21 protein-coding genes are annotated in these 19,114 nt (G+C 34.8%); 16 read left to right on the top strand and 5 right to left on the bottom strand.

The features are described from left to right. Positions 1–135: 135 nt before the first annotated feature. Together G6O70_RS09220 and G6O70_RS09215 are read right to left on the bottom strand one after the other, a co-directional pair. Complete coding sequence (locus tag G6O70_RS09220) at positions 136–831, bottom strand: beta/alpha barrel domain-containing protein (RefSeq protein WP_057868577.1); 696 nt, start codon at positions 829–831, stop codon at positions 136–138. A 40-nt stretch (positions 832–871) separates the two neighbouring features. Continuing rightward, the gene (locus G6O70_RS09215; protein WP_057868576.1) at positions 872–1,660 is read right to left on the bottom strand and encodes a methylenetetrahydrofolate reductase; all 789 of its coding nucleotides are present in this window, start codon (positions 1,658–1,660) and stop codon (positions 872–874) included. 101 nt (positions 1,661–1,761) lie between these two features. Here G6O70_RS09215 and G6O70_RS09210 point away from each other — a divergent pair, with 101 nt between their 5' ends. From G6O70_RS09210 to G6O70_RS09200, 3 genes are all read left to right on the top strand, one after another. Next, positions 1,762–2,463, top strand: a complete 702-nt coding sequence (locus G6O70_RS09210; protein WP_057868575.1) for a YjjG family noncanonical pyrimidine nucleotidase — start codon at positions 1,762–1,764, stop codon at positions 2,461–2,463. Between the two features lie 326 nt (positions 2,464–2,789). Then, positions 2,790–3,053, top strand: coding sequence for a hypothetical protein (locus tag G6O70_RS09205; protein WP_057868574.1), 264 nt, complete (start codon positions 2,790–2,792; stop codon positions 3,051–3,053). Positions 3,054–3,304: 251 nt separating this feature from the next. After that, on the top strand, positions 3,305–4,519 hold the full coding sequence (locus tag G6O70_RS09200; RefSeq protein WP_057868573.1) for an MFS transporter: 1,215 nt from the start codon (positions 3,305–3,307) through the stop codon (positions 4,517–4,519). A gap of 6 nt (positions 4,520–4,525) precedes the next feature. Here G6O70_RS09200 and G6O70_RS09195 read toward each other — a convergent pair whose 3' ends face one another. Beyond that, positions 4,526–4,855 (bottom strand): hypothetical protein, encoded by a 330-nt coding sequence (locus G6O70_RS09195; RefSeq protein ID WP_057868572.1) that lies wholly within the window; start codon positions 4,853–4,855, stop codon positions 4,526–4,528. A 92-nt stretch (positions 4,856–4,947) separates the two neighbouring features. Here G6O70_RS09195 and G6O70_RS09190 point away from each other — a divergent pair, with 92 nt between their 5' ends. Genes G6O70_RS09190 through manA form a run of 3 tightly spaced genes read left to right on the top strand, consistent with a single transcriptional unit; the run spans position 4,948 to position 7,613 of the window. Continuing rightward, positions 4,948–5,607: a histidine phosphatase family protein gene (locus tag G6O70_RS09190; protein ID WP_057868571.1), complete on the top strand. Its 660-nt coding sequence runs from the start codon at positions 4,948–4,950 to the stop codon at positions 5,605–5,607. After that, positions 5,607–6,611, top strand: a complete 1,005-nt coding sequence (locus G6O70_RS09185) for a serine hydrolase domain-containing protein (protein ID WP_057868570.1) — start codon at positions 5,607–5,609, stop codon at positions 6,609–6,611. Before G6O70_RS09190 ends, G6O70_RS09185 begins: the two co-directional genes overlap by 1 nt. A 33-nt stretch (positions 6,612–6,644) precedes the next feature. Continuing rightward, positions 6,645–7,613 carry a mannose-6-phosphate isomerase, class I gene (manA, locus tag G6O70_RS09180; RefSeq protein WP_057868569.1) on the top strand — a complete coding sequence of 323 codons (969 nt, stop codon included), beginning with the start codon at positions 6,645–6,647 and terminating at the stop codon, positions 7,611–7,613. 234 nt (positions 7,614–7,847) lie between these two features. Here manA and G6O70_RS09175 read toward each other — a convergent pair whose 3' ends face one another. Further along, the gene (locus G6O70_RS09175; protein ID WP_057868568.1) at positions 7,848–8,552 is read right to left on the bottom strand and encodes a type 1 glutamine amidotransferase; all 705 of its coding nucleotides are present in this window, start codon (positions 8,550–8,552) and stop codon (positions 7,848–7,850) included. Next, positions 8,552–9,901 carry a Mur ligase family protein gene (locus G6O70_RS09170; protein WP_057868567.1) on the bottom strand — a complete coding sequence of 450 codons (1,350 nt, stop codon included), beginning with the start codon at positions 9,899–9,901 and terminating at the stop codon, positions 8,552–8,554. Before G6O70_RS09170 ends, G6O70_RS09175 begins: the two co-directional genes overlap by 1 nt. A 379-nt stretch (positions 9,902–10,280) precedes the next feature. Here G6O70_RS09170 and G6O70_RS09165 point away from each other — a divergent pair, with 379 nt between their 5' ends. The 10 genes from G6O70_RS09165 (at position 10,281) to atpA (ending at position 19,106) form a co-directional block, all read left to right on the top strand. Further along, the gene (locus G6O70_RS09165; protein WP_057868566.1) at positions 10,281–10,856 is read left to right on the top strand and encodes a thymidine kinase; all 576 of its coding nucleotides are present in this window, start codon (positions 10,281–10,283) and stop codon (positions 10,854–10,856) included. Positions 10,857–10,900: 44 nt separating this feature from the next. Then, positions 10,901–11,983 (top strand): peptide chain release factor 1, encoded by a 1,083-nt coding sequence (gene prfA / locus G6O70_RS09160; protein ID WP_057868565.1) that lies wholly within the window; start codon positions 10,901–10,903, stop codon positions 11,981–11,983. Further along, the gene (gene prmC / locus G6O70_RS09155; RefSeq protein ID WP_057868564.1) at positions 11,976–12,833 is read left to right on the top strand and encodes a peptide chain release factor N(5)-glutamine methyltransferase; all 858 of its coding nucleotides are present in this window, start codon (positions 11,976–11,978) and stop codon (positions 12,831–12,833) included. The genes prfA and prmC overlap by 8 nt, the downstream gene beginning before the upstream one ends. After that, complete coding sequence (locus G6O70_RS09150) at positions 12,827–13,840, top strand: L-threonylcarbamoyladenylate synthase (protein ID WP_057868563.1); 1,014 nt, start codon at positions 12,827–12,829, stop codon at positions 13,838–13,840. Before prmC ends, G6O70_RS09150 begins: the two co-directional genes overlap by 7 nt. A gap of 74 nt (positions 13,841–13,914) precedes the next feature. Beyond that, a complete protein-coding gene (gene upp / locus G6O70_RS09145; RefSeq protein WP_057868562.1) occupies positions 13,915–14,544 on the top strand; it encodes a uracil phosphoribosyltransferase in 630 nt (209 codons plus the stop codon). Positions 14,545–15,509: 965 nt separating this feature from the next. Then, positions 15,510–16,223: a F0F1 ATP synthase subunit A gene (gene atpB / locus G6O70_RS09140; protein WP_057868561.1), complete on the top strand. Its 714-nt coding sequence runs from the start codon at positions 15,510–15,512 to the stop codon at positions 16,221–16,223. Positions 16,224–16,240: 17 nt separating this feature from the next. Then, the gene (gene atpE / locus G6O70_RS09135; RefSeq protein ID WP_057868560.1) at positions 16,241–16,465 is read left to right on the top strand and encodes a F0F1 ATP synthase subunit C; all 225 of its coding nucleotides are present in this window, start codon (positions 16,241–16,243) and stop codon (positions 16,463–16,465) included. 46 nt (positions 16,466–16,511) lie between these two features. Then, complete coding sequence (atpF, locus tag G6O70_RS09130) at positions 16,512–17,039, top strand: F0F1 ATP synthase subunit B (RefSeq protein WP_057868559.1); 528 nt, start codon at positions 16,512–16,514, stop codon at positions 17,037–17,039. Next, positions 17,026–17,568, top strand: a complete 543-nt coding sequence (atpH, locus tag G6O70_RS09125; RefSeq protein ID WP_057868558.1) for an ATP synthase F1 subunit delta — start codon at positions 17,026–17,028, stop codon at positions 17,566–17,568. Before atpF ends, atpH begins: the two co-directional genes overlap by 14 nt. 23 nt (positions 17,569–17,591) lie before the next feature. Then, positions 17,592–19,106: a F0F1 ATP synthase subunit alpha gene (gene atpA / locus G6O70_RS09120; protein WP_057868557.1), complete on the top strand. Its 1,515-nt coding sequence runs from the start codon at positions 17,592–17,594 to the stop codon at positions 19,104–19,106. Positions 19,107–19,114 lie beyond the last annotated feature (8 nt).

Raw genomic sequence — 19,114 nt, 5'->3', positions numbered from 1 at the left:
GAGCTAGGTTAAGATTAATTTTGACCTAGCTCCCACTTCTGTCTATTCAGAGAAAAAATAGTTAATGGGTTAAATTCTTAGTGGTTGACAACGTTTAATATTTGGTCCACACTTTTCTAACTATGCTTGCGAATATTAATTTTCACGACGATATTTTTCCATCTTTTTTTGAAATGTTGCCTCTGTGACACCATAGGCAGTGAATGAAATAGCATTTGCTCCTGCTTGGATTGTCTTATGAATTTGTTCATCTGTCTTACCTCCAGATGCGATAATGGGGAAGCTTTCATCTAGACCGAGTTTTTTTAGTTCATTTCTCACCCAAACGACTAATTCTGGAGTATCTTTGCCTCCAGCGACATTAAAAGCTTTTACCCCAGCATCTATGCGTTCTTTTATATCAAGATTTGAACTTACAACAGTATAAATAATTGGGACATCAACAGCTTTTTTAACATTTTTTATTGTCTCTATGGAGGTTGGGGCATTCAGTACTACGGCTTGGGCACCGTTTTCTTCGGCAAAAAGTCCAACGACAGTCGACTTTACACCACTTGTTAGTCCGCCACCTATACCCGCGAGAATAGGAATATTGGAAACTGTAGAAACAGCCTCTAGTATACGTGTGTTGGGAGTCCATGGATAAACAACAAGAACAGCATCTGCATTACAGTTTGCGATTACAGCAACATCGGTTGTATAGATAATACTCTTAATCTTCTTACCAAATAACTTTAGTCCCGAAGCTTGTTGAATAATTGCTGGTGTTTCGACAATATCGGCTCTTAATTGAGAAGAAAGGATTGGTATATTTTCAATTGAATTGTTCATTTTTCATCCTCCAAAACATAATGTAATCAATTAACCCTTCTCATAATACTCCGTCAGTTAATATTTTAATAGTTTCTAGATCATTCATCGTAAAAAAATGAAAGTTAGCTATTCCTTTGTCTTTTAATATTTTGATTTGACTAAGTGCAAATTGAATTCCAACTTTTCGTAAATCTGTATTATTTTCAATATTTTTAAAAGAATGTGGTAAATGTATTTTCAGTACTTTTTCTACAAAACTAACTTGGTTTTTATTAATGATAGGCATAATTCCAGCTCTAATTTGTGCTTTGATTCCAGCAGCGCGGCAATATTTTACAAATTTAACAAAACTAGTGTTATCGAAAAAAATTTGAGAAATAAAAATTTTACATCCAGCACTTTCTTTAGCTTTCATTAGATCTATTTCTTTTTGTAAATCAACTTTTGAAGTAATTGTCTCGGGATGACAACTGCATAAAATGTTGAGATGTGGAAGTTCATTACTTAAGAAACGCGTTAATTCGAGTGCAGAGGTATAAATGCTTTTCTTATTTATTTTTTGATCGCCAGATAGAACTAATACTGAGTCGATTGGACTGCAATCTAGTTCTGCTAATAAAGTGGTTAATTCTTTTTTGGTAAATGACGTTGCAGGCAGATGGATAACTGTCTTAATATGGGTTGTCTTTCTAAGTGTTAATGCGGTTGTGAAAGTCGTTTCGAAAAAAGAAAGTGCATGATTTGTATATGTGATACTTATAAATTCAGGATCTAGTTTTTGGAGAGTTGCTAGTTCTGAAATTGAGCTATTTTGAAGTAATTCAAGTGAGTAATTAAAAGTAGTCATGTGTTAAGTCCTTATCTTTTTTATCAATTGTAAATCAGTTTATAGAATCCATAAACTCTTTTTTCTTGCTATAATGATACTTAATCATGGAGGAAATCATTTTGAAGAAAAAATACCGAACTTTGCTTTTTGATATTGACGATACGTTACTGGACTTTGGCATGGCAGAGGATGCAGCGTTAGAAAAGCTGTTTAGCACAATGGAAGGAATTGAACTGACAGATACTGTTAAGCAAGACTATAAAGAATTTAATCAATCTCTTTGGAAAATGATGGAACAAGGTAAATTATCGCGAGAAAGGTTATTGTCTACTAGGTTTACAGAATTTTTCAAGCATGAATTCGGAATGAATGTTGATAATGACAAAATGAGCAAGAAATATTTGTTGTATTTAGCACAGGGACATCAGGAAATAAGTGGAGCTCGTGACTTGTTGGAGGAGTTACATAAACAATCTTTTGAATTGTTTATTGTAACAAATGGTATTGAAAGCGTACAGACTAAGAGATTGGCAGATTCACATTTTGATACCTATTTTACAAATGTATTTATATCTGAACATACGGGATATCAGAAACCTAAAAAAGAATTCTTCAATTATGTTTTTAATAACATTAGTGACTTTGAGAATGATAAATCTTTAATTATTGGAGATTCATTAACATCAGATATTGCAGGTGGTATTAATGCTGGAATTGATACGATGTGGTTTAACCCAAGATATAAGAAAAATCTTACAAAGTACATGCCTAATTATACGGTGCACAGTCTTTCAGAGATAAAAAGACAACTTAATAATTGATATATTAGATAAGCATTTAATGTGAAAACTAAATGATTAATTAAAGGTTTTGTAACGTATATCTTAGGGCAAAAATGATATAATTAACTTACTTAATGATATTAGATAGGGCGTGTGACAGAAATAGGGAAAATTTGAGTACTAACTCGGAATTACGAGCATAGCGATTGTTTTGCTGTGAGTAACTCGAAGTCAAACGGAGAATTTTGACTTATGAAATACTTTTACACGAAATAATTAGCGAGACTGGGTCAAAATTTAACTTTTGGCACATTCTCAGATGGTGATAATAATTTTTTATTTGCAAACTTTGAGAGGTGAAGTAGATGTTTAAGGTTGTTCTAGTAATGCATGATGGAGAAAATGAATATTATCGGATGAATAAGGTTTATTTTGAAAATATGCCAGTTGCTGGTCAGTATATTTATAATTCTGACGGCCTAGCATATCGCGTCGAAGAAGTTGCAAGCTTTGCGGGGTATGTGAGTGAAAAAGGGGCAACGACAATTTTAGTTGTTCATCCAGTTGATAAAAATGAACCAGTCAGTGATATTTATGGTCTTGATATTGAAAGAGACCTAGATGATTAATGCACGCTGACAGTTATAATGTTGTTGTGTAGTTATTATTAGAGATGAATAGATTAGCTAGAGGGCCAGGGTGATATTTATATTTTCCTAGCCCTTATATTGTTAATATGGGCTTTGGCAGCAATCAAGATCAGTTGATTATATACTTTCGATAATTAGTTTTTAATAGTATTCATTATAATTTTATATGCTAAAGCTGGATGGAGTGTTACCATGGTAATTGTTTAATTTATAAGGGAGCTGAAATTTGGATGGGAAAAACCACTACAGACGGTAGTCGAGTTTGGAGAAGAAGTTTTCTAACATTATGGTTGGGATGCTTTATAACGGCGCTGGGCTATTCAATGACAATGCCGTTTATTTCACTTTACATAGATACGCTGGGTAATTTTTCAACATGGCAGTTGAATATATATTCTGGTGTAGCTTTTTCAATTACATATTTCTCACAAGCTATTGTCTCTCCTTTTTGGGGAAGCTTGGCAGACCAAAAGGGACGTAAATTAATGTGTTTACGTGCTTCGGGTGTCATGGCATGTACAATATTTTTGGTTGGAACAGCGCAAAGTGTTTGGATCGTAATACTTTTGAGGTTCTTACAAGGTGCCTTTTCAGGGTATATAAATAACGCGACTGCCCTGATGGCAGGGGAAACACCACATGAACAAAGTGGACAAGTAATGGGTAATTTGATGACTGCAAATGTTACCGGAACACTACTAGGCCCATTATTTGGTGGATTGATTGCGGGGAGTCTTGGGTATCGTATTACATTTTTTATTACTGGAATACTAATGGGGTTGGTTTTTATATTGACTAACATATACGTTAAGGAACATTTTATTCCGATTCCCGCAAAGAAAATGAAATCTATTAAGAAAATTTTTGGTGAGTTAGAAAATAAAGGGTTGATTGTCACAATGTTTTTGACAACCTTACTTGTACAATCCTCATTGATGTCAATTTCGCCGATTATTAGTTTGCTTGTTCGAGAGCTGATGCATGGGCATGGAAATATTTCTCTTGTTAGTGGAATTGTAGCCGCGATGCCAGGTTTTGGAACCTTACTTGTTGCCTCCAGAATAGGTCGACTAATGGACAAGACAAAACCAGAAAGAGTCCTATTGTTTGGACTTATAGTTACGGCAATTGTATTTATACCAATGTTCTTTGTAACTAGTCCACTGCAATTAGGTATTTTGAGATTTATATTAGGTCTTTCAAGTGCAGCAATGTTGCCGGCAGTTCAAACAATCCTGACTGTTGATGTTCCAAGCGAAGCCTTTGGAAGAATCTTCAGCTACAATCAATCTTTTCAAGCGACTGGTGGGGTTGTAGGACCATTAATTGGGTCACTAGTTTCGAGTGTTTTTGACTATCAAGGTGTATTTTTAGTTACAGCTGCCTTAGTGTTAGTGAACTTTTTTATAGTACTAAAGTTTGTTCCTTTGAAGATTCATAGATAAGGAGAGTTATTCAAAAGATAATTCTAATAAATATTTTTTGACATCTTTAATATAAGTAGTAGTAACCCAGACTTCTAAAAAGTGTGGGTTATTTATTTGCCCCAAATCAAGATAATAATTTAAAAGTTCTCCATGTTGTGCTAAGAAGTCATCGGATAGACGATTGACCATTAATTGATTAGAAGGAAAATAAATATCGGTATCAGAAATAGGTGTTTCATTTGAAATTACTAATCTAATTATATTATTATAAGGGTTTTTTATTAATTGATAGTTAGCTTCATGTCGTTTTAGATATGATAAAAGATTAAAGATTGAATCAGAATTACTTGCCATTTTTAGCAAACCTCCAGTTATTTGTCTCAATTGTAGCAGGATTTTTGGTATAATTGAACAAGATGAAGAAATTCTTTGGATGAGGTGAAGTTATGACAGTACATTTCTATTTAGTTCGGCATGGTCAGACACAATTGAATAGGTATCACCGACTTCAAGGAATTACGGATTCCCCGCTTACAAAAAAAGGTATTCGGAGAGCTAGAAGGTTGGGAATTCAACTCCAAAATATCGGATTTACCGAGGTCTATACTAGTGATTTAAAAAGAACGCAAGAAACGGCACGGATTATCTTAAGTGAAAATCAGAAAGAATTACCGAAAATAATTCGTAATCCTGGTCTAAGGGAAATTAGCTTTGGAAATTTTGAAGAAATGAAAAATCGACATATGGTTCCAAATGCAATCAAAAAGTTGGGAATAGGTCAGATTTTTAGTGCAGCTATTTCAAAAAAAAGGGTAGCAGCTGTGACTAATTTATTTGGAAAAATGGATGAAGGGGCTCAAATCGAAGATGCAAAGCAATTAAATGCGAGAATTACGAGAACCTTATCTAATATTGGAAAACAATACGAAGAACAAAATGTAAACATTTTAATTGTGGCCCATGCACTGATACTTTCATTGTTCATTGAAAATTTAAGCGGGGATGTTCCACTGTTTTTATTGAAGAATGCGCGCGTTAGTCAAGTTGATTATGCTAAAGGCAAATTTGAAATTGTTAATATTAATAAAAAGAAGTCGATAAAATAATGAATGAAAGAACAACAAAATTACTTCATGAGTTGGTCTCAGATGGGATTGTTCCGGGTGTATCATATACGATGCTCCATAATGAAGAAGAACAGAAAGAAATTTTTGGAAATCGCCAATTGGAACCTGTTGTGAAGAAATTGATCCCTGAATTGAAATATGATGTGGCATCACTAACTAAAGTCGTAGGAACTACAACAGTAATTTTAAAATTAGTTGATGAAGGAAGATTGGCATTTGATGATAAAGTCATCAAGTATCTCCCTGGCTTTTTTGATGCACGAGTAACTATTCGCCATTTATTGACCCATACTTCGGGTATTACTGGATACATTAAGAATCGAAATGAATTGAATGCAAAGCAATTATTGGAGGCACTTTATACGTTACATGTTGGGCCAACTTTTGAAAATGAGGTTGTGTATACTGATATTGGGATGATTTTTTTAGGATTGATTATTGAAAAGCTTTATGCAAAACCAGTTCAAAGAGTTATTACCGAAATCGTGTTGGAACCATTAAAGCTAGAAAATAGTACATTTACGCCACTTCAAAGTGAGTGTGTACCAACAGAATTAACCAAAAAACGTGGTTTGATCCAAGGGATAGTTCATGATCCTAAAGCCAACATTTTAAGGGAACATTGTGGTTCAGCAGGCCTTTTTATGTCAATGGAGGACTTGGTGAAATTCAGTAGATGGTTATTAAGCGAAGGTAGCAGAAAAAAATTCTTTAAAACTGATATGGTGAATAAATTGTTCAAAGATCAGACACCAACTCATAACTTAGGTAGGACGTATGGATGGGATTTGAGATATAATCAGTCAAATGATCCTTGTATCTATCATACGGGTTACACAGGAACATTTATTTTAATAGACAAGAAAAAACAAGATGCATTGATTGTTCTTACCAATAGAATACATCCGCATGCACCCAATAATGAATTTTTATTACGAAGAGATCAAATAATTACTGAATATTTGAGTGAAAAAGAGATATAATGTAAGCGAAGCCAAAATGAGAGGGGAACATTTATGACAAAAGAACCGCTATTTTTAGAGCCTGCTTTTCAAGAAAAAATATGGGGTGGGAATAAGTTAGCTAGTGAGTTCGGGTATGAGATTCCTAGTGAACACACTGGTGAATGCTGGGCAATTTCTGCTCATCTTCATGGACCTGCAACTATTAGTAATGGAAAATTCAAAGGAATTAAATTAAATGAACTTTGGGATTCTCATCGTGAAGTGTTTGGGAATGCCAAGGGAGATGTTTTTCCATTATTAACAAAAATTTTAGACGCTCAAACCGCACTTTCAGTTCAGGTTCACCCTGATGATAAGTATGCATGGGAGCATGAAAAAGAGTTAGGAAAGACAGAATGTTGGTATGTGATTTCAGCAGATGAAGATTCAGAAATGATTTACGGACATCACGCTAAGTCACGTGAAGAACTGGCAAACTTGATTGAAACAGAACAATGGGACAAATTGTTGCGGCATGTTCCTGTTAAAGCAGGTGATTTTTTATATGTGCCAAGTGGGACTATTCATGCAATTGGTAAAGGTGTAATGGTGCTTGAAACGCAACAAAGCAGTGATACAACATACCGTGTATATGATTTTGATCGAGTTGATGAAAAGACAGGTCAAAAAAGAGAACTGCATATTCAGCAATCAATTGATGTCACAAATGTTCCTCATAAAGATCCAGAACTTAATATTGAGGTTGATAAAGTAGGTGATGGAACACTTACGACTTTTGTTCAGACTGACTTTTTCAGTGTTTATAAATTGGAACTAGCGGGCGGACAAAGTACAGGAATGCGAATAAAAGCACCATATACGTTATTTTCGGTACTTGATGGTCAAGGAGAATTGGTAATTGAGGACGATAAGTATCCACTTAAAAAAGGTGTCCATTTTATTCTACCGTTTGATGTTAAAAAATGGCAGTTCAGAGGAAACTTAACATTAATTATTTCCGAACCTGGTGAAAAGGCATGAGGATTTGGTTGTAACAAAAATTAAAATTTGATTTAGTAAACAACTTTTTGAATTATTAATTTTGAATGATCATAAAAGAGTGCCAGATTTATCTAAAAAAATAGAGAGGGTAGCCAAAATTAAATTTTGACTCACCCTCTCTATTTATTCCGGATAAATATATTTCACAAATCAAATTTTTCCGATTTTGTAGTGTCTTAAAAAGCTGAACATGTTTATTTCAAGTAGCTGTTATCAATATGTTGATTTGATTTCTAGTTGTTCTTGTTTTGTAAAATCAGCATCGGGATACTTACGTTTTAGCGCCAATAATAGTATTCGTTTTGCTAATTCACCATTTCGGGCGAGAATAGGCCCATGAAAATAAGAACAAAAGACATTTTTATAAATGGCTCCTTCTGTCTTATCTGCACCATTGTTTCCATGACCGCTAATAACTATTCCAAGGGGTCTTTCACCATTACCTAAGAATGTCATGCCATTGTGATTTTCAAATCCATGATATTCTTGACCCGTTTCTGAATTCTTAATAATAATATCACCGATAAAACGGTTATTGTCTTGACTTTTGGTATAGTGGGGCAGAGCATTGATGCCTGCTATTTTTTCTCCTTTGGCTGAGATATAGTATTCACCGAGTAGCTGGTAACCACCACAAATTGCGAGCATCGGTCCTTCGCTGGCAATAAAAGAAATTAAAGCTTCTTTCTTATTTTGAATATCTTTTGAAACAATCATCTGTTCATAATCTTGACCACCACCAAAGAAGGCAAGATCAAATTTTGATTCTTCAAACCGCTGGTTCAAGCTGACGATTTCAGAAGTCAATTCGACGTCCATCTTTTTAGCATAGTAGTCGAGAACAAGAATATTTCCAATATCACCATAGGTATTAAGGAGATCACCATAGAGATGGGCAATATTTAGTTTAAGACTCATTATTCCATTCCCTCCTTGATATAACCTTGGCTTGCTAGTAATTTACGTAATTGAAGTACAGCAGTATAGGTTGCTAGGACATAGATTTTATTGGTAGGCATTTTCTTAAGTGCTTCTAAAACTTCGGTCAGATTCTCACGTTCTATAAATTGTTTATCAGAAACGCCAGCCACTTTTAAACGAAATGAGATATCGCGATATCGTTCGCCCCCAGCAAGGACACTAGGAATATTGGCGAATGGCAGATTTTCAAAGCGACCATCCCAAATCCAACTGGTATCAATTCCGTCAGCATAGTTTGCATTTAATAAGACAGCAAGGGAGAAGAGCTCTGAATCAGTTTTAATCATTTCAAGTACCTGATCTAAACCAACCGGATTTTTTACTAATATTAAGGTTATTTTCTTGTTATCAACATTAATAACTTCTTGCCGACCAAATATTTTTTCGTCATTGTCATTCAATGCTGCTGCGATTAGGGAACTATCAATTTCAAAAAATCTAGCAATACTGTATGCGGCTAGAGCATTATAAATGTTATAAGTTCCACCAATATGCAAGTTGATTGTAGTACCGTCGACAATGAATTTAGAGCTCTGAGGTGTTTGTTGAATAATGTTAGATACCGAGAAATTTAATGGTGGACGCTTGAAGGTACAATTTGGACAATAATATTTTCCCAAATTTGCGTATGATATTTTCTTGTAATGCAAAATGTGTTGACATTTAGGACACAATAATCCATCAGTGTTTGGTAATGCTTGTTGTTCCTTATCTTCTTGTGCATCAATTCCGTAATAGATAATCGGATTGGGTAGTTGCACGCTATTAAAAATCGGTGCATCGCCATTTGCAATGATAGTTGCAGAAGGTTCTAATTTAATTCCCGCTAAAATCTTGGCGTAAGTTGTATAGATTTCTCCATAACGATCCATTTGATCACGAAAAATATTAGTTAATACGAAAACTTTTGGTTTTACGTATTTTGTTACAAGCTCTACATTAGCTTCATCTGTTTCAAGGACAGCTAATTTTTTGCCAGATTTAGTTTTTTGCGATGTTAAAAATGCAGTGACTATTCCTTGCTTCATATTAGAACCACTAGGATTAGTTAGTACTTGTGGATATTTTGCTTTCAGTACTTTAACCGTTAGTGCGGTTGTTAAGGTTTTGCCATTTGTTCCGGTTATGATGACTGTTTCGTAATTTTTTGCCAGAGTTTGCAGAACATCTGGATCAACTGCTAACGTTATTTTTCCTGGTAACGCGGTACCACCATGTAAAAAGTTGTGCAAAAACCAGTAGGATGTATGTCCTGCCGCAATTGCCACCGAACTTCTAAGTGACATTAGATTTCCTCCATTTCAAAATAAACTGTCTGAAACTAGTAGTTTATGGCGGTTTATCTGTTAATTATATATAAACGTACTTTAGAAACTAGGATTTTTAAGATAAATTCAAAGTATCATGTGGGAAGGTATCAAAAGTTAAATTTTATCGACTTATGATACACTCCCAAAATATTAGGTAAACTTCCCAACTTATATCACGTTATTTTTTATAATTACAAAGAAAATAATATCACAAATTCTGCAGAAAATCTTAGTGTATTGACAGATAAAAAGCCATTCTTAATATAATTACTGAAACATATATCATCTGAATAGTGAAATTTATAAGAAAATCATATATACTTAATAGGAAAGTCTAAATTTGGAGTTGGTAGTCATGGCACAGTTGTTTTTCCGTTATGGTGCAATGAACAGTGGCAAGAGTATTGAAATATTGAAAGTTGCACATAATTATGAAGAGCAAAATAAGGCAGTTGTAATTATGACTAGCGCAGTTGACGACAGGGATGAAATTGGAGTCATTACAAGTCGGATTGGCTTAAAGAGAAAGGCTACCCCTATCTATGAAGATACAAATGTTTATGAGTTAATTGCTAAGATGAATAAAAAAATAGCATGTGTATTAATAGACGAGGCTCAATTTTTGCAACATCATCATATAAAGGAACTTGCAAAGATTGTTGATGAAATGAATATTCCAGTTATGGCCTTTGGATTAAAAAATGATTTTCGTAATGAGTTATTTGTGGGCTCAAAATATTTGTTATTATACGCTGATAAAATTGAAGAAATGAAGACGATTTGCTGGTTTTGTGCCAAGAAAGCAATTATGAATCTTAGAGTTCACGAAGGGCAACCAGTATATGACGGTAAACAAATTTTAATTGGTGGGAATGAGGCATATTATCCCGTATGTCGTAAACATTATTTAAAACCGCCTTTGAATTTCTAAAATATATAATTTAACTAGAACAAAAGATGGAGGAATATTTTTAAATGAATGACCTATTTGATCGTTTACAATCTCTTGAGGATCGCTATGAAGAGCTAGGTGAGTTATTGTCTGATCCGGATATTATTAGCGATACTAGAAAGTTTACTAGCCTTTCAAAAGAAATGGCTGACTTAAGAGAGACTGTAGAAAAGTACAATCAGTACAAAGAAGCTGTTCAAACAATTAAAGATGATGAAGAGATGTTAGGTGAAAAGCTCGATGATGAAATGGCTTCAATGGTTAAAGAAGAGCTCGCAACTGCAAAAAATGACAAAGAATCATTGGAAGCCGAGATTAAAATTCTGTTGCTTCCTAAAGATCCTAATGATGATAAAAATATTATTATGGAAATTCGTGGTGCTGCTGGTGGAGATGAAGCCAGTCTTTTTGCTGCTGATTTGTTTGGAATGTATTCCAAATTTGTAGAAAAAGAAGGCTGGACAATTGAAGTACTTGATAAGAATGTTACAGAAGTTGGTGGATTCAAGGAAATTGCTTTGTTAATTAATGGTGATAGTGTCTATTCAAAGCTAAAGTATGAAAGTGGGGCACATCGTGTTCAACGAGTTCCTGTAACTGAATCTGCAGGACGTGTACATACTTCTACTGCAACAGTAGTCGTTATGCCTGAAGAAGAAGATGTTGAGATTGATTTGGATCCCAAAGACATTCGTGTGGACGTTTATCGTTCTTCCGGTGCTGGTGGACAGCATATTAATAAAACTTCTTCTGCTGTTCGAATGACGCATTTACCCACTGGAATTGTTGTGGCAATGCAAGATCAACGGTCACAACAGCAAAATCGTGAAAAAGCAATGAAAATCTTAAAGGCACGTGTATACGATTATTATTCTTCAAAAGAGCAAAGTGAATATGATCAAAATCGAAAGTCAGCTATCGGAACAGGTGATCGCTCCGAACGAATCAGGACTTACAATTATCCACAAAATCGTGTTACGGATCATCGCATTGGTTTGACGCTTAACAAGTTAGATCGCATTATGAATGGTGAACTAGAAGACGTGATTGATGCATTGATTTTATTTGATCAAACTAAAGCACTGGAGAATCTGCAAAATGATTAGTGTGAATTTTTTAGAGGCCCAGAAGTGGGCTTTTTCTTTTATGGATAAAAAGGATGAAGAAACAAAAAATGCAATCAAGTTACTTTTAATGGATATTAGAGGATGGAATGAGTTACAATTATTGCAGAATTTGCGGTCAAATTTAACTGATAGTGAATTTGAACAATTTAAAAAAAGAATCCATATGTATCAGGTAGATTGGCCAGTGCAATATATTTTGGGATATACGAGATTTTTTGGACATACTTTTCAGGTAACAAAAGACACGCTGATTCCTCGACCTGAGACAGAGGAACTAGTTGAATGGATATTAGCAGATAATCCAGTAGTTGAATCTATGAGAGAAATAGCAGATATTGGGACTGGAACAGGTGCAATTGGAATATCTTTGCAATTAGAACGACCTAACTGGGATGTAACTTTGTCAGATATTTCGAAAAAAGCAATCGCGGTGGCTGAGAAAAACGCATCTAGTCTGGGAGCAAGTGTTAATTTTGAAACTGGGGATTTATTATCGGTTTTAAGAGGTAAATATGATTTGATAGTCTCTAATCCACCCTATATTGCAATTTCTGAGGTAGATTTGATGGATAAATCGGTGTTGAAGCATGAACCTGAGAATGCATTATTCGCACAAGAAAATGGTTTGTTTTTTTATCGAAAATTTGCTGAAGAAATATCAGATTACCTTAAACCAGGTGGAAAACTTTATTTAGAAATTGGATTTAAGCAAGGGAAAAAAATTGAAAAGCTATTTGAGAATGTGGGTAAAGTTGAAATCAGACAGGACTTTTATGGAAATGATCGAATGATAAGAGTAACAATAAATAAGGAGAAGAAAAAATGCTGATTACAAAAATCTATAAGCCAGCCGAAGTAGAAAAAGCTGCAGATGAATTACGCAAAGGTGAATTGATTGCATTTCCTACTGAGACAGTTTATGGGCTTGGTGCTGATGCTACGAATGAATTAGCAGTTAAACGAGTTTATTTAGCAAAGGGTCGTCCATCAGATAACCCTTTGATAGTTACAGTTTCTTCTATTGAAATGATGGAAAAATTTGCAACAGATATTAGTGATGATGCTAGGAAGTTAATCAAACATTTCTGGCCTGGATCGTTAACATTTGTATTCAAGATTAAACCCGGAACTCTTTCGAAAACAGTGACTGGCGGGTTAAAAACAGCCGCTTTTAGAATGCCTGAAAATGAAGTTACTAGAAAGTTAATAGAATTAGCGCAAGTTCCAATAGTGGGACCCTCTGCTAATTCTTCTGGGAAACCAAGTCCAACTACGGCAGCACATGTTTATCATGATCTTGAAGGTAGAATTGCGGGAATTGTTGATGATGGTCCGACTCAAGTTGGAGTTGAATCGACAATTATTGATATGTCAACTAACAAATTAGTTATTTTGCGCCCAGGTGCAGTAACCCGTGAAGAAATAGAAGAGGTTTTGCAAAAAAAGTTAGATACAGACCATCATGAGGTAGGTAAAGATGAAACCCCCAAAGCTCCAGGAATGAAATACAAGCATTATGCACCTGATGCACAAGTGTTAATAGTTGAAGAGGGTAAGTGGGAGGCTGCTTTGAATTGGGCTAAAAAACAACCTTACTTAGTTGGTATAATGGCTCCAGGGATAGAAGAAAAAACGTTGTCAAAAAATTTTGTTTTTTTTGATTTAGGTAATAATGTTGAGCAAGCAAGTCATAACCTTTTTGCAGGTTTAAGATATTTTGATGATAAAAAAGATGTTAAATGGATTTTGGCTGCGGGTTTTGCAGAACAGGGCTTAGGAATTGCTTATATGAATCGTCTGAAAAAATCAGCAGGAGACCAATTTTTTATAGATTAATTTAAGATGAAAGAAGCTAGCCAAAATTCGTTTTTTCCGCTAAAATAATTAAGAATAAAAAAGGAGTGTCTAGTTTGGGAAAATTTGAAGTACTTGATCATCCGCTGATCCAACATAAATTGACGATTATTCGCGATAAAAATTGTGGAACACGTGAATTTCGTGAAGTCGTTAACGAAATTGCCGAATTGATGGCTTATGAAGTATCAAGAGACATGCCACTTGAAGATGTGCAGGTTGAAACACCAATAACAGTTACAACTAAAAAAAGTCTTGCGGGCAAGAAAGTTGTGATCGTGCCCATTTTGCGTGCAGGCTTAGGAATGGTTGACGGTATTTTGGAGCTAATTCCAGCTGCAAAAGTTGGTCATGTGGGAATGTATCGTGATGAGGAGACATTAAAGCCTGTTGAGTATTTTGTCAAAATGCCTGAAAACATGGAGAGTCGCGAAATTTTTGTGGTAGATCCAATGTTGGCAACTGGTGGATCTGCAATTATGGCTGTTGATGCACTAAAGAAACGAGGAGCGGTCGCGATTAAGTTTGTCTGTCTTGTTGCGGCACCCGAAGGAGTTAAAGCTCTACGTGCAGCACATCCTGATATCGATATTTTTGCCGCTGCTCTAGATGACAAGTTGAATGAAAATGGATACATTGTTCCAGGGTTAGGTGATGCAGGAGATCGTTTATTTGGTACGAAGTAATAGTAAATTGATTCTGCGATAAAATGGAGTACTTTTACTCGAAATAAAAGTACTGGATCAAAAGTACCTAAGTAAAAAAAGAACTATATCAGAAAAATTAACGATTTTTCTGGTGTAGTTCTTTTTGGATAATTAAAAATAAAGCACTGATTGCAGCTATTATCTTCAAAAAAATACCCTATATTCATAGAAAGAATATTCAAAATATATAATATTTATAGCGTAAATCAGACCAGATTTAGTATCAAAACTGATTGAAAAATAAAATCAGCCTAGGAAAATGATTAACAAAATAGTTGAAAGTCTTAAAATTAAACTCTATATCTTTGAGTATCTGAATATACATATGATCTGCGTGTGCTGTTAAAATTAATTTTATTTGGTGGATTGCTTATGTAAATGATAAAAGATTTTAGTTTGAGGATCTTGAGAAGCTAAAAAAGGAAGATATTAATTACTTTAATAGCAATTAATATTAGAAGATTGTGATGCAGTAGATCGATGATAACTGTTCTATAAAAAAGGAGATTAGCAAGAAACAAGAAATAATTTTCCCTGAGCTCTTCTCTTTTTTTGCTGAATAAGAGAAATCTCAATATTAGTAAATTTAAGGCAATAAAAAATATATTTATATTGTGTACAAAGAAAGATGCATGAAATTGTATGAACTTGATCAATGTATTATGCTTTTTAAAGACCTTAGAACACAAAAAATTAATTGCCAAATGGTACATAAATATATTGAGAATTAACAAAGAAAAGATCAAGTTTAATACTTATTTAGATATAAAAGAATATTATATCACATAGGAAAACGCTTTCCAACCGTTTAAAAATATTTTGTTTTTTTATCCAAATGGTGGTATCATTTCTTGTGTATTAAAAAGTGCTTGTTATTAGGCTTTTGCACATGTTTTTCTAAATTTGATGAGTCATACCATCAAGAGGAAGAGAGGTGAGACTTGGTGAATGAGGGAGCATATGTTCAAGAAATCTTTGGAATTCCTTTCAATATTAGCAATGATCTGCCAGGTTTGCTTGCGGCAATAATCGTGTTTTTTACTATGTTTTGGTTGTCACGAAAGATCCAACTGAAGCCCACGGGAAGACAAAATGTTCTTGAATGGATAATCGATTTTACCAATGGGATTATTAAGAGTACAATGCCAAGCAAAGAAGGAAGCCAATTTGGACTCCTGATTTTTACATTGTTTTCTTTCATATTTGTGTCGAACCAGTTAGGGTTGATGCTGCAGGTTAATGTAAATAATATAGATTACATTAGAAGCCCAACAGCTGATGCTATGACAACAATGACACTTGCTTTTATGGTTTTGCTTTTTGCACATTTCTTGGGAGTAAAAAAATTTGGCTTGAAGGGTTACATCAAAAACACCTATTTAAGTCCAGTTCCTTTTTTGCTTCCCATAAGCATAATTGAAGAATTTACAAACTTTCTTACACTGGCTCTTCGATTATACGGTAATATCTATTCTGGAGAGGTTCTATTAAAATTGATTTATGAGTTTGGTAAATCGTTTGGGGCAGCATCATTTATTGCAGCTATCCCGCTAGAACTTATCTGGCAAGGCTTTTCTGTATTTATTGGGAGTATTCAAGCCTATGTGTTTGTAACTTTGACGGTGGTTTATATATCTCAAAAAATTGAAAAAGAGTAAACAAGGAGGATTTAACTATGATTTCATTATCTTTAATAGGTGCAGGGTTAGCTGCTGCAGGTGCTGCGATTGGTGGTGCGATTGGTAACGGTCTTGTAATTTCTAAAATGATTGAAGGTATGGCACGCCAACCTGAATTAGAAGGTAAGTTGCGTACTAATATGTTCATTGGTGTTGGTTTGGTTGAAGCTGTTCCAATTATTGCAATTGTTATCTCATTTCTTTTGTTGGCAAAAGCTTAAACAAATTAACTGTTTAAACTGTCAAAACAGAGGAGGTGTCAATTAAATGGGTACAGATTTTATACTTGGTGCTGTTGCAACATCTGTTAAATGGGGAGATATGTTATTTTATCTAGTCTTGTTTATCGTGTTACTTGCACTGTTGAAACATTTTGCATGGGGCCCTGTCAATGAGATGATGGATAAGCGTGCAAATAAAATTGCAAATGATATTGATTCTGCAGAAGATGCTCGACAAAAAGCTGAAGAACTTGCTGTAAAGAGGCAAGATGCTTTAAAGGCTTCCCATGTCGAGGCATCGCAAATTATCGAGCGTGCAAAGAAAAATGGTGAACAGCAAAAAAATATAATTGTTGAAAATGCTCATAGTGAAGCTCAATCATTCAAAGAAACTGCAAAGCAAGATATTGCACGTGAACGCCAAGATGCTTTAGAGGGTGTCAAGAATGATGTAGCTGAATTGTCACTTGAAATTGCTTCAAAGGTTATCTCTAAGAACTTGCAGTTTGATGATCAAAAGGCCTTAATTGATTCTTATATCGAAGGGTTGGGGAAGCAAAATGAAGTTAAATAAAACAATGATAGCTCATCGATATGGGAGTGCACTGTTTGAATTGGCACTTGAAAAAAGTGAACGCCAAGATTTAAAAAAAGAATTGGTAGAATTGAAGCAAGTGCTAGTTAATGAACCTAACATGATGTTACTTTTGACTAGTAAGCAAATTACTAAAGCTGACAAACAAAAATTTATCAAAATTTTGGGTGATTCAGCTTCTGAAACTTTAAAAAACTTATTGGATATGTTGTTTGACTATGATCGTATTGTCGATTTAGATGTCATTATTGATGAATATATTAGATTGAATGATGAGTACGAGAAAACAGTTAAAGCAACGGTTACAACGGCTATTCCTTTAGATAGTGATCAAAAATCAAAATTGGCAAATTCTTTTGCTAGGATAGTCGGTGCAAACAAAGTTTTACTTGAAGAAAAAGTTGATTCTGACATTATTGGAGGAGTCATTCTTAGATCAAATAATTATATCTATGATGGTTCTTTAAAATTAAGGTTTGCACAAATCAAAAGAATGCTTTTGAAATGATTATATAAAGAGGTGAAACTTCTATGAGCATTAAGGCTGAGGAAATAAGTGCTCTGATTAAACAGCAGCTAGCAAATTATCACGACGAACTCAAAGTTGATGAAGTCGGAACAGTTACATATGTCGGTGATGGGATTGCCCGTGCAACTGGACTTGATAATGCCTTAGCAGGTGAATTGCTTGAATTTGACGATGGAACTTTGGGAATGGCTCAAAACCTAGAGTCAAATGATGTTGGTATCGTTATTCTTGGTTCTTATCAAGGAATTCGTGAAGGTGACAGTGTTAAAAGAACTGGAAGAATTATGGAAGTTCCAGTGGGAGAACAACTAATTGGACGTGTAGTTAATCCTTTGGGTCAAGCAATTGACGGTTTAGGAGAGATTAAAGTTGATAAGACTCGTCCAGTTGAGAAAAAAGCTCCAGGTGTTATGCAGCGTAAATCAGTTAGTGAACCACTGCAAACCGGTATTAAAGCGATTGATGCGTTAGTACCGATTGGACGTGGTCAACGTGAGTTAGTAATCGGGGATCGTAAGACAGGTAAAACATCTGTTGCGATTGATACGATTATTAATCAGAAAGATCAAAACATGATTTGTGTCTATGTTGCGATTGGTCAAAAAGAATCGACAGTTAGAAGTCAGGTAGAGACACTTCGTAGCTATGGTGCTATGGAATATACAATTGTTGTTTCTGCAGGGCCTTCATCTCCAGCACCTTTATTGTGGCTTGCTCCATATGCAGGCGCTGCTATGGGTGAAGAATTTATGTATAATAGCAAACATGTTTTAATCATTTATGATGATTTAACAAAACAAGCAGATGCTTATCGTGAACTTTCTTTGATTTTGAGACGGCCACCTGGTCGTGAAGCATACCCTGGGGATGTCTTCTATTTGCATTCACGTTTGCTTGAACGTGCGGCTAAGTTGAGTGATGAATTAGGTGGCGGTTCAATGACTGCTTTACCATTCATTGAAACAAAAGCTGGAGATGTTTCCGCATATATTCCTACAAATGTTATCTCTATTACTGATGGTCAAATATTCTTGGATAGTAATAATTTCTATTCAGGTATTCGTCCAGCTATTGATGCTGGGACTTCTGTTTCTCGTGTTGGTGGTGCTGCACAGATTAAGGCTATGAAGAAAGTATCTGGTACTTTGCGTCTTGACCTAGCATCTTATCGTGAATTGGAATCATTTGCTCAATTTGGTTCTGATCTAGATGCTGCTACACAAGCTAAGTTGAGTCGTGGTCGCAGAACTGTTGAAGTTTTGAAACAACCATTACATGAGCCCTTAGTAGTTGAGAAGCAAGTTTTGATTTTGTATGCTTTAACACATGGGTTCTTAGATGCTGTTCCAGTTGATGATATTATGCGTTTTCAAGGTGAACTATTTGCTTTCTTTGATAATAATCATAAGGACTTATTGGATGTCATCAAAGAAACTGGTGTACTTCCAGAGACAGATAAACTTGATGAAGCAATTAAGGATTTTGCTAACGGTTTTCAAGCAACTACTGCAAAATAGAAAGGTCG

The sequence above is a fragment of the Liquorilactobacillus hordei DSM 19519 genome (assembly GCF_019443985.1).
GTDB lineage: Bacteria > Bacillota > Bacilli > Lactobacillales > Lactobacillaceae > Liquorilactobacillus > Liquorilactobacillus hordei.
This window is presented reverse-complemented; position numbering and strand designations above follow the sequence as displayed.

What these genes read in the sequence shown, in the direction of transcription:
- G6O70_RS09220 (WP_057868577.1), bottom strand. Translation starts at nt 831, where the DNA reads ATGAACAATTCAATTGAAAATATACCAATCCTTTCTTCTCAATTAAGA.
- G6O70_RS09205 (WP_057868574.1), top strand. Translation starts at nt 2,790, where the DNA reads ATGTTTAAGGTTGTTCTAGTAATGCATGATGGAGAAAATGAATATTAT.
- G6O70_RS09200 (WP_057868573.1), top strand. Translation starts at nt 3,305, where the DNA reads ATGGGAAAAACCACTACAGACGGTAGTCGAGTTTGGAGAAGAAGTTTT.
- G6O70_RS09190 (WP_057868571.1), top strand. Translation starts at nt 4,948, where the DNA reads ATGACAGTACATTTCTATTTAGTTCGGCATGGTCAGACACAATTGAAT.
- G6O70_RS09195 (WP_057868572.1), bottom strand. Translation starts at nt 4,855, where the DNA reads ATGGCAAGTAATTCTGATTCAATCTTTAATCTTTTATCATATCTAAAA.
- G6O70_RS09175 (WP_057868568.1), bottom strand. Translation starts at nt 8,552, where the DNA reads ATGAGTCTTAAACTAAATATTGCCCATCTCTATGGTGATCTCCTTAAT.
- atpH (WP_057868558.1), top strand. Translation starts at nt 17,026, where the DNA reads ATGAAGTTAAATAAAACAATGATAGCTCATCGATATGGGAGTGCACTG.
- manA (WP_057868569.1), top strand. Translation starts at nt 6,645, where the DNA reads ATGACAAAAGAACCGCTATTTTTAGAGCCTGCTTTTCAAGAAAAAATA.
- atpE (WP_057868560.1), top strand. Translation starts at nt 16,241, where the DNA reads ATGATTTCATTATCTTTAATAGGTGCAGGGTTAGCTGCTGCAGGTGCT.
- G6O70_RS09165 (WP_057868566.1), top strand. Translation starts at nt 10,281, where the DNA reads ATGGCACAGTTGTTTTTCCGTTATGGTGCAATGAACAGTGGCAAGAGT.
- G6O70_RS09215 (WP_057868576.1), bottom strand. Translation starts at nt 1,660, where the DNA reads ATGACTACTTTTAATTACTCACTTGAATTACTTCAAAATAGCTCAATT.
- G6O70_RS09170 (WP_057868567.1), bottom strand. Translation starts at nt 9,901, where the DNA reads ATGTCACTTAGAAGTTCGGTGGCAATTGCGGCAGGACATACATCCTAC.
- atpF (WP_057868559.1), top strand. Translation starts at nt 16,512, where the DNA reads ATGGGTACAGATTTTATACTTGGTGCTGTTGCAACATCTGTTAAATGG.
- G6O70_RS09150 (WP_057868563.1), top strand. Translation starts at nt 12,827, where the DNA reads ATGCTGATTACAAAAATCTATAAGCCAGCCGAAGTAGAAAAAGCTGCA.
- atpA (WP_057868557.1), top strand. Translation starts at nt 17,592, where the DNA reads ATGAGCATTAAGGCTGAGGAAATAAGTGCTCTGATTAAACAGCAGCTA.
- G6O70_RS09185 (WP_057868570.1), top strand. Translation starts at nt 5,607, where the DNA reads ATGAATGAAAGAACAACAAAATTACTTCATGAGTTGGTCTCAGATGGG.
- prmC (WP_057868564.1), top strand. Translation starts at nt 11,976, where the DNA reads ATGATTAGTGTGAATTTTTTAGAGGCCCAGAAGTGGGCTTTTTCTTTT.
- prfA (WP_057868565.1), top strand. Translation starts at nt 10,901, where the DNA reads ATGAATGACCTATTTGATCGTTTACAATCTCTTGAGGATCGCTATGAA.